The sequence below is a fragment of the Nocardiopsis dassonvillei genome (assembly GCF_964273065.1).
Classification (GTDB): Bacteria; Actinomycetota; Actinomycetes; order Streptosporangiales; family Streptosporangiaceae; genus Nocardiopsis; species Nocardiopsis dassonvillei_B.
The window spans coordinates 4,960,701-4,974,065 of record NZ_OZ186815.1 but is presented as its reverse complement, the minus strand read 5'-3'; the positions used below and the strand labels follow the sequence as shown (position 1 = coordinate 4,974,065).

Genomic DNA, 13,365 nt, shown 5'->3' with positions numbered 1-13,365 from the left:
TGACGGCATCCGCCCCCCCTGCTGATCTCGCCCAACAGCGTCCTGGCCAACGCCCTGCTGCGTTCGGTCGACCTTCTGCGCCCCCGAGTCCAGGCCACCCGGCCCCAGCGGATCGAATTCGTCGTCGGCACCCAGATCAACGGCGCCCCGCACCTGGGCATCAATCTGGTGCAGAGCACGGCATTCCTGCTCGCCCAGGTCGCCCGCCGTGAGTTCTCGGTAGAGACCTCGGTGCGGTTCGGCGCCCTAGATAACGCCCCGCACGACGTGATCCTGGATCCTGAGACCCACCACGCCTACCAGCAGACGTACTTCCACGCGCTCGGCAAGGCCGGGGTCGGCGACCTGATCGACACCTACTACCGGGCGTTCTTCGAGTCCCTGTCGGAGGCCACCGCCACCGACTACCGCCTGGAGACGTACACCGACCAGCAGGCCGCCCCGGGGTTCCGAGCCGAATTCCTGCGTGCTCTGGAGCGGTTGGAAGACATCCGCTGGTGGATGGCCCCCTCCCACGGTGTGGTCCACACCCGGCTCCCCTGCCCTGGCTGCGGTTGGGCGGAGAAGCGCGCCGACCGCACCAAGCTCGTGGGTCTGGGCGAGGATGGTGCCCGCTTCGCAGCCGTGTGCTTCGACCACGGGCCCTATGAGGTGGATGTGGACCCGGAGAACGCCACGTACCTGGACCTGGCCACTCTGTACCGCAACCTGGTCAAGGAGCGGCTGCTGTGCCGTGACACCGACACGCTGCACGTGATGCTCAAGGGCGGGGACTGGGCGTTCGGGAGCCAGCTCGTCGACGGCGCGCTCGGAGCCATCGGCACCCCCGGTCATCAGATGCCGTTGAGAATCTTCACCCCGCAGGTGCTCGCGCACACCGGGGCGAAGCTGTCCAAGTCGCTACTGCGCGAGCGCGGCAAGGGCGCGCTGCCCGCCGACGTGGCACCGTGGATGCTCGACACCACCCAGTGGCCGGGGACCACCGACCACTACGTCGACGCGCTGCTGTGGCTCGTCGGCGAACTGCTCACCGACCCGAAGCATTTCTTCCGAAGCTTCACCGTCAAGGAACTCGGACGACTGATGAACTCTCGACCTGCCGACCTCGACCAGCGGCCCCGCGCCCACGAAATGGGGATCTACAAGCGGTACTTCGATCTGATCAAAACCGGAAGCAAGACCACTGAGATCCGGGTCAACGACAGCAGCCGCAAGCGGCTCAAGGTCGGCGACCTACTACGGTTCCGCTGCCGTGACGAGGAGGTCCTGACCCGCATCACCCGCCTCGCCCGGTACGCGACCTTCGATGAGATGTTCGACCACGAACCGATCTCCTCGGTCAACCCGACCGCGACTCGTGAGGACCAGCTCCGCAACATCCGGGAGATCTATCCGCCCGAGCGCGAGGCCCTGGGGGTGGTCGCCATCGGCATCGAGTTGGTCGCTCAGAACACGCTGCCGAACTGAGGTGCGGTCCGCCCCGCCCCAAGGCACATCCGGCTCTGGGGTGGCTGTGATAGCTATGACAGCCAGGCGATAGCGGGTCCGCGGGTTGCTTTCAAGCAAAGCACGAACACACTCCCGGTACGTGCTGATGGCACATCTCGTTGCCGGCTCTGCCGTCGGGTGACATCGGTCGGAAACGCCCGCCACTCGACCGCGGGAATCATGTGCATTGCATGTCCGGATTCTGTGACTCGCGGACGGCGGCGCCGACCCATCCCCGCGTGCGCGGGGCTCACGTCCGACCCAGAATGATCGCCGTCGTGGACCCCGGTCCATCCCCGCGTGCGCGGGGCTCACGGCAAGTTGTTCGCGGCCCTGCTGGGCGCGGACGGTCCATCCCCGCGTGCGCGGGGCTCACCCCGGCGGCATCGTCTGCGAGCTGTTCGAGGACGGTCCATCCCCGCGTGCGCGGGGCTCACCTCGACACCCGGCCCCTCGGGGACGTCGGGGCCGGTCCATCCCCGCGTGCGCGGGGCTCACCTCGCCATGTGGCAGGCCACACGGGCGGGCGACGGTCCATCCCCGCGTGCGCGGGGCTCACTCGATGTGCAGGACGATCGGGTGCAGGTCGTACGGTCCATCCCCGCGTGCGCGGGGCTCACAGTTCGCGACCTGGGAAAACACGGGCCGTTATCTCCGCGTTATGTAGCCCCAGGATGGCTCAGGGCTGGGTCCACTGTGGCACGTGGACACCGGTCGCTCAACCAGCACAGCACACCGGGCGGGGGCGGGGCCGTAGGCGTGTGCGGCCCCGCCTTCAGTATGGGCGCCGGTGCCACGGGCGGGTTTGCAGCCCGGCAGGCGGAGGCTTCATGTGTTGGTTCAGGCGTTCTTCGAGCTGGTCGGGGGTGGGTTCCACGTGGGTGCGCCAGGGGGCGGCGGGGTCGCGGTGGACCGCGACCCACAGCGAGCCCGTCCACGCGATCCGGTGGGTACCGCCCCAGGCGGTACGCAGCCGCTCCAGGACCCGGGTGGGGGGTTCCCACCGCCATCCTGTGAGGTCCTCGTGGTCTCCGGGGTGGCCGGTGTCCAGGACACAGGTGCGGCGGGAACCACCGCGGTTGAGCGCCACCTGGGCGCACAACGACACCATCACCGCTCACCCCCCGACCGAGGAAGCGGCAGCGGCGGGGTGGGGGTGTAGGCGGCCGGGTGGGCCTCCACCGCCCTATCGAGAAGGTCGATGGCCTCGATCGTGTCCCCGGTGGCCCGGAGGTGGTCGATGGCCGCCCGCACCCCGGCGATGCGGTGGCCCAACACCGCCTGGCGGTCGGCCTCCTCTGCCGGGGTGGCGCCCGGTGGGAGGGCGAGGGCGTCGCCGATGGCCTCGAACAGATCCGCTACACGGATGTCACCGACGAGCATGTCAGCGCACCCCCCGCCCCAGGTAGGCGCGCACCGCCAGCGCGAGCGGCGCCAGGTCCCCGCCCGGGTGGGCGACGTAGGCCCGCACCCGAAAGGCACACCGGCGCACACCCCGCCTGATCCGCGGTGCCTGTTCCCGGGCGGGCTCAGGGGACCTGCGCCCGCCCCTGGTCTGGGCGGAGCCCTTGGTCGGGGCCTTGACCGGGGCGGGGTGGGCATAGCCCTCCAGGGACAGCTGGGTGGGGGCCGGTGGGCGGTGGTGGCGCCCGCGCCCCGGGACCAGGCGCACAGGCGCACCGCCGGTCAGGGGCCGGGTCCAGCCGGCCAGGTCGGGCCGCAGCGGAACCACCCGCCCCGGGCCGACGCCGTTGGTCCGAGGCGGTCGGGTCGGGAAGTACCGGGTGGGCTGGGCGGAGAACTCCGGCGACAACAGGTCCCCGCCGTGTCCGCCCGTGTGGTCGAGCGCGAACCCCGCCGCCCCCGCCGCGATGCGGCGCACGGTGGCCAGCTCGACCGGGCGCAGGTGCCGCACCCCCGCCCGCCCCCGCACCAGCGCCGACGTGCTCCGATCCACCCCCGGAGGAGCGTTCTTCTCAGCGATACACTGCATTCCGTCTCACCTCGATAGGTACATGCCTGGTAGGGACACGCGCCCTGGGGTCGCAGCGAGCGACCGCCAGGGCTTTTTGCCGATGGGCATTTGCGCATATTGCACGATTTAGGGCATATGACATTCTCTTGTCACGCCCACCTCAACTCATCCCCATGGTCCCGACCGACCTGGCGCAACTCAACGCCTTTCTCTATGTCGACCGCATTTCGAGGGATCCTGTACACAAAGGTAGAAGCAGTCTGTAAAGATTGACGCATGACTGAAAAGATCATGACCGCATGGGTCAACTTCGGCCGCGAGCTGCGCAAGTTGCGTGAGCAGCGCGGGCTCACACTGGACGGCATGGCGACCGCCACCGGGTACGGGGCGTCCACTATCAGTAAATACGAGCGCGCTTACCGTGCCCCAAAACGACCGTTTCTGGTCGAAGCCGAAAGGGTTCTCGGGGCTAACGGAGATCTCCATCGACGATGGGAAGACGCGAAGAGGACCAAGGACGACCCGGACTGGCACCGCAAGGTCGTCAAGGCTGAAGAAGACGCGTCCGACATCAAGACATGGAGCCCTTTGATCATCCCTGGCCTTCTCCAAACGGAGGGGTACGCGCGATGCATCTTCCGGGACGGCCGACCTCACGATACGGACGAGGAGGTGGAGAAGCTGGTGGAACTGCGCACACGTCGGCTGGAAATGCTGCGGACGATGCACAACCCACGACTGCTCGCCATCATCGCCGAGCCCGTAATCCGATCCCGGCTCGGGACGGCTCATGTGATGCGAGAGCAGTTACAGCACCTGCTCGAGCTCTCCGCGTCCAGGGATATGCGAGTCTTGGTCCTACCGGCGGATGCTCCGTATCATGGCGGACACTCCGGGCCGTTCCGCGTACTGACCTCCCTCCAGAACACACCCGTGGTCGAGGTGGAACACGCCTCAGGCAGTGAACTGCTCAGTGATGACCGAGCTGCAGCACGGCTGCAATCCGTGTTCGGAGATCTACAGATCTGGGCGCTCCCCCCGGCAGCGTCCCATGCCCTGATATCAGAAGCCCTAGGAGAACTGCGGTGAACGAGAGCACCTGGCACACATCCAGCTACAGCGGAGCCCAGGGCGACTGCGTAGAGGTGCGGGAGGGGGAATCGACTCTCATCCGGGACACGCGGAACCGAGAACTCGGATACCTGGAGTTCGCCCCTGAGGAGTGGAGCGCTCTCCTCAGTACCCTCACTGCAAGGTAGCTCCTGAGTGCGAACCGGCCCCGCCAAGGACTAGTTGGCGGGGCCGGTTCATGTCTTCTGGGGGAGGCTACCCCGAGGCGCTGGCCCGGCGAAGGACCGTTGTCCGAGTTCGGCCGTGGACGGAGTGAGCAGACTCGTTCGCTGCGGGTGGTCAACTGAGAGGTGCACGCAGGCTGAGGAGAGGGCGCATGCAGGCGGAACAGGGACTCGTCTTCCGGAAGAGCAGCTATAGCGGTGGGAACGGAGGAGACTGCGTCGAGGTCGCCGAGGGGGCCGAGACACTGGTCCGGGACACCCGGAACCGGGAGCTCGGACACCTCGGATTCAGTGCTGAGGAGTGGACCGCGCTTCTGCGCGCTCTCCCCGCGCGGTAGGGCCGGAACACGGATCGGTCCCGTCGGGGGCACCCGGCGGGACCGGTCTCCGTCTTCCACGATGGGGGCACAGGCGCCTTCTTCCGGAGCGGGCGGGCGAGAACGACGGGCGGGGCTTCTCCGGGGCGGAACCGCCTCGGCCCGAAGCGTTCCGGCTGTGGCGGCGACCACGCCCGGCACGCTGTCACACCCATCCCACCAGCGGTGTCTCCAGGGCGAATCCCCCTACCAAGGAGCCCCGCCCATGAACACCGCCCTCTGGATCGCCGCCGGCCTGCTCGCCTTCGTCGCGTTCACCGGAGGCGTGAGCAAGACCTTCATGCCCATCGAAAAACTCTCCGCCGCCCCCGGCGGCAGCTGGACCGGCCACGCGCACCCCGCCCTCGTCCGCACCCTCGGCGTCCTCCAGCTCCTCGCCGCCTTCGGCTTCCTCCTCCCCCCGCTGGTCGGCGTCCTCCCCGTCATGGTCCCCGTCACCGCTGTGTGCTGGATCCTCCTCATGTTCGGCGCCATGGCCACCCACCTGCGCTTCGACGGCGTCAGCGTCTACATCCTCCTCAACACCGTCTACCTCTCCCTCGCCGTGTTCCTCCTCTGGGGCCGCCTCGTCGCCGCGCCCTTCGGTGGATGAGGTCCCTTCCGGCGGACGTGTCACAGAACGCGGACCACCGGTGTCCCTTGATCGAACCGCTCGAACTTCGAGGAGACAGTATGGCCACGCACACCCGCGTCGTCGTCATCGGCGGCGGCTACTCCGGGGTCCTCGCCGCCAACCGCCTCACCCAGCGCACGGACCTCTCCATCACCCTGGTCAACCCGCGCCCCGCCTTCGTCGACCGCATCCGCCTGCACCAGCTCGCGGCAGGCACCCACGAGGCCGTCGTCGACTACGCCGACGTCCTCTCCCCCGCCGTGCACCTGGTCATCGACACGGCCACGCTGATCGACCCCGAGGCGCGCACCGTCTCCCTCGCGTCCGGCGACACCCTCGGCTACGACCACCTCGTCTACGCGGTGGGCAGCACCAGCGCCCTCCCCGACGGCGTCACCGGGGCCGCCGAGTTCGCGCACCCCCTCGCCGGGCTGGAGGAGGCCCGCGCGCTGAAGGAGGCCCTGGCCTCCGTCGCGCCGACCGCCCCCGTGACGGTGGTCGGCGCGGGCCCCACCGGCATCGAGGCCGCCGCCGAGCTGGCCGAGGCCACCGGGCACCCCGTCACGCTGGTCTGCGGCGGCCTCCTCAACCCCTACCTGCACCCCCGCGGCCGCCGCGCGGTCGCCCGCCGCCTCGAAGCCCTGGGCGTCACCGTCGTCGACGGCCCCGGCTCCCGGGTCACCGCCGTGGCCGCGGACTCCGTCCGCCTCGACGACGGCCGGGAGCTCCCCGGCGCGGTCACCGTGTGGGCCGCCGGGTTCTCCGTTCCGCAGCTCGCCCGCCACAGCGGTCTGAGCACCGACGAGGAGGGCCGCCTGCTCACCGACGAGACCCTCACCAGCGTCGACGGCCCGTACATCGTCGCCACCGGCGACGCCGCCGCCCCTTCGGGCCTGCCCGTCCGGATGAGCTGCCAGGCCGCCGTCCAGTCCGGCCCGCAGGCCGCCGACACCGTGCTCGCCCGCATCGCGGGGCACGACCCCCGGCCGCTGAGCGTCCTGTTCGCCGCCCAGTGCATCAGCCTCGGCCGCCGCACCGGCATCCTCCAGCTCGCCCACCGCAACGACATCGCCCGCGGCGCCCACCTCTCCGGCGTCGTCGGTGGAAAGATCAAGGAGTACATCTGCCGGGGCATCATCGGGCAGCTGTCCGACGAGGCGCGCAGGCCCGGCAGGCGCCGGGTGCGGTTCACGGACGGCGGCCACCGGGAACGGCTCCTCCGGGAGCGCACCGCCGCAGACGCACCCCTGAAGGGCTAGGACCATGCACGACACCGACGGTGGGCAGCGGGCCGATCTCGCGACGGAGGCCTTCGTCGCCCACCGCAACCTGCTGTTCACCGTCGCCTACGAGATGCTCGGCTCCGCCGCCGACGCCGAGGACGTCCTCCAGGAGACCTGGCTGCGGTGGGCCGAGGTCGACCAGGCCCAGGTGCGCGAACCGCGCGCCTACCTGGTCCGGATCACCACCCGCCAGTCCCTGAACCGCCTGCGCACCCTCAAACGCCGCCGCGAGTCCTACGTCGGCAACTGGCTGCCCGAACCGCTCCTCACCACGCCGGACGTGGCCGAGGACGTCGAGCTCGCCGAGAGCGTGTCGATGGCGCTCATGCTGGTCCTGGAGACGCTCTCCCCCACCGAACGCGCCGTGTTCGTGCTGCGGGAGGCCTTCGGTTTCGGCTACGACGAGATCGCCGCCGCCGTCGACAAGACCCCGGCGGCGGTCCGGCAGATCGCTCACCGGGCGCGGCGCCACGTGGGCGCCCGCCGTCCCCGTGAAACGGTGACGGCCGCCCAGACCAGGGAGGCCCTGGAGTCGTTCCGACTCGCCTTCGAGACCGGGGACGTCCAGAACCTGTTGAACGTCCTCTCCCCCGACGTCGTCGCGATCGGCGACGGCGGCGGCATCAAGCAGGCGGTCCCGAACGCGGTCACCGGCGCGGAGAAGGTGCTCCGCCTCATGGTCGGCGGTCTGCGCAAGGCGGGCGTCGCGGTCACCGTCGAGGACACCGTGGTCAACGGCCGTCCCGCGCTCTCGGTCTTCCTGGACGGAGAGTTCGACGGGGTCCTGGCCATCCATATCGAGAACGGCCTGGTCACCGGCCTCTACTACGTCCGCAATCCGGAGAAGCTCACCCGCCTGGCCTCCGAGACCCCGCTCACCCTGCGGTGAGCCGCGCGCCCGACCCCGGGCATGAGAACACCCCGGGGTCATCCCCACAACCCCGGGGTGCATGCTCCCATCGGCTCGCGGCGGCCGGTGCGCGGGCGCGCGGGGTTCGCGGTTCCGCGCGCCCACCGGTCCCACCGCCGAGGTCCCCCCGGACCTCAGCCTTCGGGCAGGGCCACCGGCGCGAGTTCGTCGAACTCGTCGCCCGGCCCCGGGTTCGTCGGGTCGGTGGCACCACCCAGGTGGTGCATCACCCCCCACACCGCGTTGAGCGCCGTCTGCACCGCGCCCTCGGCCCAGCCGGCCGTCCAGGACACGTCGTCGCCCGCCAGGAACAGGCCGCGGTACTCCTCTGGCAGCGAGTCCTGGGCGAAGTGCGTGAACAGGCGGCGCTGGTACCGGTAGTGCCCCGGCAGGTTGGCCTTGAAGGCGCCCATGAAGTACGGCTCGTCCTCCCACGACACCGTGACCGGGTCGCCGGTGATGTGCGAGCGGATGTCCACGCCCGGGTACACCTTGGCCAGCGACGCCAGCATCACTTCGAGGCGCTCGTTCGGGGACAGCGGCAGCCACTTCAGCGAGTCGTCGCACCAGGTGTACGACAGGCAGATGGCGGCGGGCCCGTCCGGGTCCGGCCCCTCCAGCAGGTAGGTGCCGCGGGTCATGCGGTCGGTGAGCGTCATGCTCATGACGTCGCGCCCGGTCTCGGGGTCCTTGTCCTTCCAGAACGCCCGGTCCACCGGCACGAACAGCTTGGAGGACTCCATGTAGTGGGTGCGCTCGATGGCGGTCCAGTGGTCGATCGGCAGCAGCGACTCGTCGCAGTCGATCTTGGACAGCATCATCCAGCTCTGCGCGGTGAACACCGCCGCGGGGTAGGTGCGGGTGGAGCCCGACGCGTCCGTCACGGTGATGTTGCCCGTCGCCGAGCCCCTCGCCGCGGTGCGGCGCAGGGCGGTGACGGCCGGCCGCGGCCCCTCCCCGTGCAGCTTCGCCAGGGTCGTGCCCTGCGCCCAGTGGACGATCTTGTCCGGGGCGTCCTCCCAGAGCCGCTGCGGGAGCTGCTGTACACCGCCGACGATGCCCATGTGGTCGTCGTCGGCGCCCGTGTAGGTGACCCGCAGGATCTCCAGGATCGAGTTGGGGAAGTCGGTGTCCCAGCCGCCGGTGCCGAACCCCACCTGTCCGAAGATCTCGCGGTGGCGGAAGGAGGCGAAGGCCGGGGACTCGCACAGGAACCCGTAGAAGGTCTGGTTGTCGAGCTTCTCGACGAGCTCGTTCCAGATCTCCTTCTGGGTCGCCACGTCGCGCTCCCGGATGGCGCGCTGCATGCGGGTGTGCTGGGCGCCGTCCTCCAGGGTCCGCTCCCAGGCGCGGGCGACCTCGCGGTACACCTCGGGCAGGTCGTCGAGGGTGGTCGCGTAGTGCGACTCGCCCTTGAGGTCGACGACGGTGCTGGGGGTGGTCGGGGCGAGCGGGTTGGGGAACGGCTCGGTGCGCAGCCCCACCCGGTTCACGTAGTGCCAGAACGCCGTGGACGAGGGCGGGAAGCGCATGGCCCCCATCTCGGCGATGACCTCTTCCTCGTCGACTCCGGGGAAGCGCTCGGTGCGCAGCCGCCCGCCGATCCGGTCGGCCTCGTAGACCACCGGCTTGAGCCCCATCTTCATGAGCTCGTAGGCGGTGACGATGCCCGACAGGCCGCCGCCGATGACCGCGACCTCGGTGCCGAGCCGCTCCGCCGGGATCTGTCCGATCCCGGCCGGGTGCTCCAGGTACCGGTCGTAGGCGAACGGGAAGTCCGGTCCGCACATGTTCAGCGGCGGGTCCTGCACCGGGCCGGTGCCGGCGGCCGTGGGCACGGCAGACGTCATGAATCCCCTCCAGGGTCGGTGTGGCGGTGCGCTGTGGGCGCGGGGTCGGGTGGGGCCCGGCGGTCGGGGCCGGACTCAGTCGCGGCTCAGGGAGCCGTAGAGGGCCGGTCTGCGGTCGTCCAGGTAGGACTGTTCCTCGCGGGCGCGGGCGACGGCCCCGAGGTCGACGTCGCCCACGAGGAGTTCCTCGCCGGGCCCGGCGCGCAGGGTCTCGGAGCCGTCGGGCGCGATGAGGGCGCTGCGGCCCGCGTAGCGCAGGTCGCCCTCGGTGTCGCAGCGGTTCACGTACGCCAGGTGGATCTGGTTCTCCAGCGCCCGTACCGGGACGATCCGGTCGGGGACCTGGGTGAAGGGCAGCATGAGGGCGGTGGGGACGACGAGCAGCTCGGTGCCGGCGAGCGCGTGGGCGCGCACCGGTTCGGGGAACTCGACGTCGTAGCAGACCAGCAGTCCCAGGCGCACCCCGCCCAGGTCGGCCTGGACCACCGGGGTGTTCCCGGGGGTGAAGGCCCGGCGGTCGAGGTCGCCGAACAGGTGGGTCTTGCGGTAGGCGGCCAGCCGCGAGCCGTCCGGGCCGGTGAGGAGGACGGTGTTGTACACCGCGTCGCCGTCGCGCTCCGGGAAACCGTGGACGATGGCCACGCCGCTGTCTGCGGCGATCCGTGCGACGTGCGCTGCCAGGCGGCCGTCAACGGGTTCGGCCAGGCGTGCGGCGTCCGGTCCGATGTTGTAGCCGGTCAGCGACATCTCCGGGCCGACGAGGAGGTCGGCGCCCGCGTCGGCGGCGGCACGCGCCCGGTCGGAGAGGCGGGCCAGGGCGTCGGCGGGGTCGCCGCTGCGTCCGGTGCCCTGGTCCAGGGCCACGCGCAGGGTCCGCCGTGCCATCCGCTCCTCCGTTCCGTTCATGCCTTGCGGCGCCGTCGCCGCGTTCCGTTCCGGGTCCCGTCGCCGCTGGTGGGGCGGCTGCGAGGCCGGATCCACTCTAGGCGGCGGCCCCCGTGCGAAGTGTGCGTCGCACATCGGATGCTTTGCGCATTTTCGCCGCATGGACGTGGTTCTTTGCGCGTGTGCGGGCATTCGCTGCGCAGGCGTGCGCCGGGCGCCGTCGCACCGCCTCCGGGAGTCCCACCCTGGAACACACCGGAGGGGGCCGGGAAGTCCCGGCCCCCTCCGTGGGCTCCGTCTCAGGTCAGGAACGGGCCTCGACGGCGTCCCCGGTCTCCAGTGCGGAGCGCTTCATGCTGTAGCCGAAGTAGATCGCCAGGCCGACGACCAGCCACGCGACGAACGCCACCCACACGCTGACGCCCATGCTGGCCATCATGTAGGCGCAGGCCAGCACGCCCAGGACGGGGGTGACCGGCGCACCCGGCACCCGGAAGGCGCGGGGCAGGTCCGGCCGGGTCCGGCGCAGCACCAGCACCGCCACGTTCACCAGAGCGAACGCGAACAGGGTGCCGATGGCGGTGGCGTCGGCGAGCGGGCCCAGCGGGATGAACGCGGCCAGGACCGCGATCAGCACGGAGGTGATGACCGTGTTCAGGCGCGGGGTGCCGTTGGCGTCGACCTTGGAGAACGCCTTGGGGATCAGGCCGTCGCGCGACATCACGAAGAGGATGCGGGTCTGGCTGTAGAGGACCACCAGGACGACGCTGGCCAGGGCCAGCACGGCGCCCGCGGCGAAGATGACCGCCCAGACGGGGGTGCCGGTGACGGCGGTGAGGATGCCCGCCAGGGAGGTCTCGCCGTCGGCGAAGTCGGTCCAGTTCAGCGCGCCGACCGCGGCGAAGGCCACCAGGCAGTAGATGGCGGTCACCAGGATCATCGAGAACATGATCGCGCGCGGCAGGTCGCGCTGCGGGTTCTTGGCCTCCTCGCTGGCGGTGGAGACCGAGTCGAACCCGATGTAGGAGAAGAACAGGGTGGCGCCCGCGGCGCTGACGCCCGCCATGCCCATGGGCATGAAGGGGGCGAAGTTGCCGTCCTGGACGGCGGTGACGGCGATGGCCACGAACATCACCAGGATGGCGATCTTGATGGCGACCATGACCGCGTTGACGCGGCTGCTCTCACGCACCCCGGCGAGCAGGGCGAACATCGACAGCAGGACGACCACGGCGGCCGGGAGGTTGACCAGCCCGCCCTCCATCGGCCCGGCCAGGACCGCGGACGGCAGGGAGAGGCCGGTGGTCAGGTGCAGCAGTTCGTTGATGTACTGCCCCCAGCCCACGCCCACGGCCGCCACGGAGACACCGTAGGTGAGCATGAGGCACCAGCCGCAGACCCACGCCATGAACTCGCCGATGGTGGCGTAGCTGTAGGAGTAGGCCGAGCCGGAGGCCGGGATCATGCCCGCCATCTCGGCGTAGGCCAGGGCGGAGAACAGGGCGGTGATGCCCGCGAGCACGAAGGAGAGCATGACGGCCGGTCCGGCGACGGGCACGGCCTCGCCCAGGACCACGAAGATGCCGGTTCCCAGGGTCGCGCCGATGCCGATCATGGACAGCTGCCAGAAGCCCATGTGCCGTTGGAGCCCGGCGCCGGCGGCGCCCTCGGTCTCGGCGACGAGCTTCTCCACCGGCTTGCGCCGGGTGAGGCGCTCCCGAAGCGCGGGCGCACCGCCCGGGCGCACGGGTACCCCGGGGGTACCCGCGGGGGTCTTCTGGTCGACCACGTGTCACTCCTTGTTTCATACGCGGACACACCGGCCCCGGACGCGGGCACGCTTCAGTGCCCCGGATGGGGTGCGGTGTGGGGGGACGGGCGTTCCCTTCGTCCCGTTAACAGTGGGAAAACGCCCTCAGCAACGGTAACCGCGTTACCTGGGTAACATGACCCACATTCGTTGCGTCTATCCGGAATTCACGCGCGAGGCATGCGTTCCAGCGCAAGAAAACGCACATCAACGTGATCGATGCCACATCAAATCACCCTGTGTGATGTCGCACGGGTGACCTGCGCGTATACAGGAAACAACCCTGTCCGAACGGTCCCGCCGGCCCTGTAACACCCTCACCCCCGGCATCCTTCCCGGGCACCTGCCGGGCAGCCGCCTCGGACACGCGAGCGGCCGCGCCCCGGTCGGGGACGCGGCCTTTCTCGGACTCAGACTCCGGATCCGTCGGGCCTCACGGGTGCTTCGCCCGGACGTGCCCGTTCCAGGGCCGAGGCCATCGCGTTCCACTGCCCGCGGTCGGCCCCGCGGCGGTGGACCGGGAGCGGTGTGCGGTCGCCGTTCGCCGACACGTGCACGAGGCGCCCCTCCTCGATGGCGAAATGCTCGCCGGTCTCCGCGACCACGGGTTCCCCCGGATCCGGGGAGACCGCGGCACCGGACACGGTGACCCGGTCCTCCAGGATCTCCATCACGAGATAGGTGCCGCGCCACCTCCAGATCCCGAGGCCGATCACAATGGACACGACCAGTACGGCCGGGTACAGCGTCTCCAGTCCTGCGGCCCAGAGAGCGGGGAGGGAGACGAGTACCGCCGCCGTGGTGAGGAGGACCGGTCCGATCGGTGACCTGCGGACGACGAATCGCGCGGGAGCCATGTCATCTCCTCTTTGCCAGGGG

14 protein-coding genes and 1 CRISPR repeat array are annotated in these 13,365 nt (G+C 70.3%); of the genes, 7 read left to right on the top strand and 7 right to left on the bottom strand.

Translation table 11 applies throughout. The features are described from left to right. Positions 1 to 168: 168 nt before the first annotated feature. Entirely contained in the window at positions 169 to 1,467 is a 1,299-nt protein-coding gene (locus ACSUPR_RS22275; protein ID WP_436886651.1) for an ASCH domain-containing protein, read from the top strand. A gap of 246 nt (positions 1,468 to 1,713) precedes the next feature. Continuing rightward, a CRISPR array of direct repeats spans positions 1,714 to 2,108; the repeat unit is 29 nt; unit sequence CGGTCCATCCCCGCGTGCGCGGGGCTCAC. Between the two features lie 155 nt (positions 2,109 to 2,263). Here ACSUPR_RS22275 and ACSUPR_RS22270 read toward each other — a convergent pair. From ACSUPR_RS22270 to ACSUPR_RS22260, 3 genes are read right to left on the bottom strand one after another with little or no spacing between them, the layout of a single operon-like run. Further along, positions 2,264 to 2,599: a hypothetical protein gene (locus ACSUPR_RS22270; protein ID WP_436886650.1), complete on the bottom strand. Its 336-nt coding sequence runs from the start codon at positions 2,597 to 2,599 to the stop codon at positions 2,264 to 2,266. Beyond that, a complete protein-coding gene (locus ACSUPR_RS22265) occupies positions 2,599 to 2,871 on the bottom strand; it encodes a hypothetical protein (RefSeq protein WP_436886649.1) in 273 nt (90 codons plus the stop codon). The genes ACSUPR_RS22270 and ACSUPR_RS22265 overlap by 1 nt, the downstream gene beginning before the upstream one ends. A 1-nt stretch (position 2,872) precedes the next feature. Further along, the gene (locus ACSUPR_RS22260) at positions 2,873 to 3,445 is read right to left on the bottom strand and encodes a hypothetical protein (RefSeq protein WP_436886648.1); all 573 of its coding nucleotides are present in this window, start codon (positions 3,443 to 3,445) and stop codon (positions 2,873 to 2,875) included. A gap of 294 nt (positions 3,446 to 3,739) precedes the next feature. Here ACSUPR_RS22260 and ACSUPR_RS22255 point away from each other — a divergent pair, with 294 nt between their 5' ends. From ACSUPR_RS22255 to ACSUPR_RS22230, 6 genes are all read left to right on the top strand, one after another. Beyond that, positions 3,740 to 4,552: a helix-turn-helix domain-containing protein gene (locus ACSUPR_RS22255; RefSeq protein WP_436886647.1), complete on the top strand. Its 813-nt coding sequence runs from the start codon at positions 3,740 to 3,742 to the stop codon at positions 4,550 to 4,552. Further along, a complete protein-coding gene (locus ACSUPR_RS22250; protein WP_436886646.1) occupies positions 4,549 to 4,722 on the top strand; it encodes a DUF397 domain-containing protein in 174 nt (57 codons plus the stop codon). The genes ACSUPR_RS22255 and ACSUPR_RS22250 overlap by 4 nt, the downstream gene beginning before the upstream one ends. 188 nt (positions 4,723 to 4,910) lie before the next feature. After that, complete coding sequence (locus tag ACSUPR_RS22245; protein WP_436886645.1) at positions 4,911 to 5,096, top strand: DUF397 domain-containing protein; 186 nt, start codon at positions 4,911 to 4,913, stop codon at positions 5,094 to 5,096. Between the two features lie 244 nt (positions 5,097 to 5,340). Then, positions 5,341 to 5,727, top strand: coding sequence for a DoxX family protein (locus tag ACSUPR_RS22240; protein WP_436886644.1), 387 nt, complete (start codon positions 5,341 to 5,343; stop codon positions 5,725 to 5,727). Positions 5,728 to 5,807: 80 nt separating this feature from the next. Next, entirely contained in the window at positions 5,808 to 7,007 is a 1,200-nt protein-coding gene (locus tag ACSUPR_RS22235; protein WP_436886643.1) for an NAD(P)/FAD-dependent oxidoreductase, read from the top strand. Between the two features lie 4 nt (positions 7,008 to 7,011). After that, positions 7,012 to 7,920: an RNA polymerase sigma-70 factor gene (locus ACSUPR_RS22230; protein ID WP_436886642.1), complete on the top strand. Its 909-nt coding sequence runs from the start codon at positions 7,012 to 7,014 to the stop codon at positions 7,918 to 7,920. A gap of 155 nt (positions 7,921 to 8,075) precedes the next feature. On the opposite strand, the gene ACSUPR_RS22225 is transcribed toward ACSUPR_RS22230, so the two are convergent. The 4 genes from ACSUPR_RS22225 to ACSUPR_RS22210 form a co-directional block, all read right to left on the bottom strand. Further along, positions 8,076 to 9,791 (bottom strand): flavin monoamine oxidase family protein, encoded by a 1,716-nt coding sequence (locus ACSUPR_RS22225; protein ID WP_436886641.1) that lies wholly within the window; start codon positions 9,789 to 9,791, stop codon positions 8,076 to 8,078. 75 nt (positions 9,792 to 9,866) lie between these two features. After that, positions 9,867 to 10,676, bottom strand: coding sequence for a carbon-nitrogen hydrolase family protein (locus ACSUPR_RS22220; protein ID WP_436886640.1), 810 nt, complete (start codon positions 10,674 to 10,676; stop codon positions 9,867 to 9,869). Positions 10,677 to 10,980: 304 nt separating this feature from the next. After that, complete coding sequence (locus ACSUPR_RS22215; protein ID WP_436886639.1) at positions 10,981 to 12,465, bottom strand: amino acid permease; 1,485 nt, start codon at positions 12,463 to 12,465, stop codon at positions 10,981 to 10,983. 431 nt (positions 12,466 to 12,896) lie between these two features. Then, positions 12,897 to 13,343: a hypothetical protein gene (locus ACSUPR_RS22210; protein WP_436886638.1), complete on the bottom strand. Its 447-nt coding sequence runs from the start codon at positions 13,341 to 13,343 to the stop codon at positions 12,897 to 12,899. Positions 13,344 to 13,365: the final 22 nt, after the last annotated feature.

Excerpts from the sequence above, each read along its gene's own strand:
- ACSUPR_RS22235 (WP_436886643.1), top strand. The coding sequence starts at position 5,808 with ATGGCCACGCACACCCGCGTCGTCGTCATCGGCGGCGGCTACTCCGGG.
- ACSUPR_RS22220 (WP_436886640.1), bottom strand. The coding sequence starts at position 10,676 with ATGGCACGGCGGACCCTGCGCGTGGCCCTGGACCAGGGCACCGGACGC.
- ACSUPR_RS22225 (WP_436886641.1), bottom strand. The coding sequence starts at position 9,791 with ATGACGTCTGCCGTGCCCACGGCCGCCGGCACCGGCCCGGTGCAGGAC.
- ACSUPR_RS22245 (WP_436886645.1), top strand. The coding sequence starts at position 4,911 with ATGCAGGCGGAACAGGGACTCGTCTTCCGGAAGAGCAGCTATAGCGGT.
- ACSUPR_RS22240 (WP_436886644.1), top strand. The coding sequence starts at position 5,341 with ATGAACACCGCCCTCTGGATCGCCGCCGGCCTGCTCGCCTTCGTCGCG.
- ACSUPR_RS22210 (WP_436886638.1), bottom strand. The coding sequence starts at position 13,343 with ATGGCTCCCGCGCGATTCGTCGTCCGCAGGTCACCGATCGGACCGGTC.
- ACSUPR_RS22270 (WP_436886650.1), bottom strand. The coding sequence starts at position 2,599 with ATGGTGTCGTTGTGCGCCCAGGTGGCGCTCAACCGCGGTGGTTCCCGC.
- ACSUPR_RS22255 (WP_436886647.1), top strand. The coding sequence starts at position 3,740 with ATGACTGAAAAGATCATGACCGCATGGGTCAACTTCGGCCGCGAGCTG.
- ACSUPR_RS22230 (WP_436886642.1), top strand. The coding sequence starts at position 7,012 with ATGCACGACACCGACGGTGGGCAGCGGGCCGATCTCGCGACGGAGGCC.
- ACSUPR_RS22265 (WP_436886649.1), bottom strand. The coding sequence starts at position 2,871 with ATGCTCGTCGGTGACATCCGTGTAGCGGATCTGTTCGAGGCCATCGGC.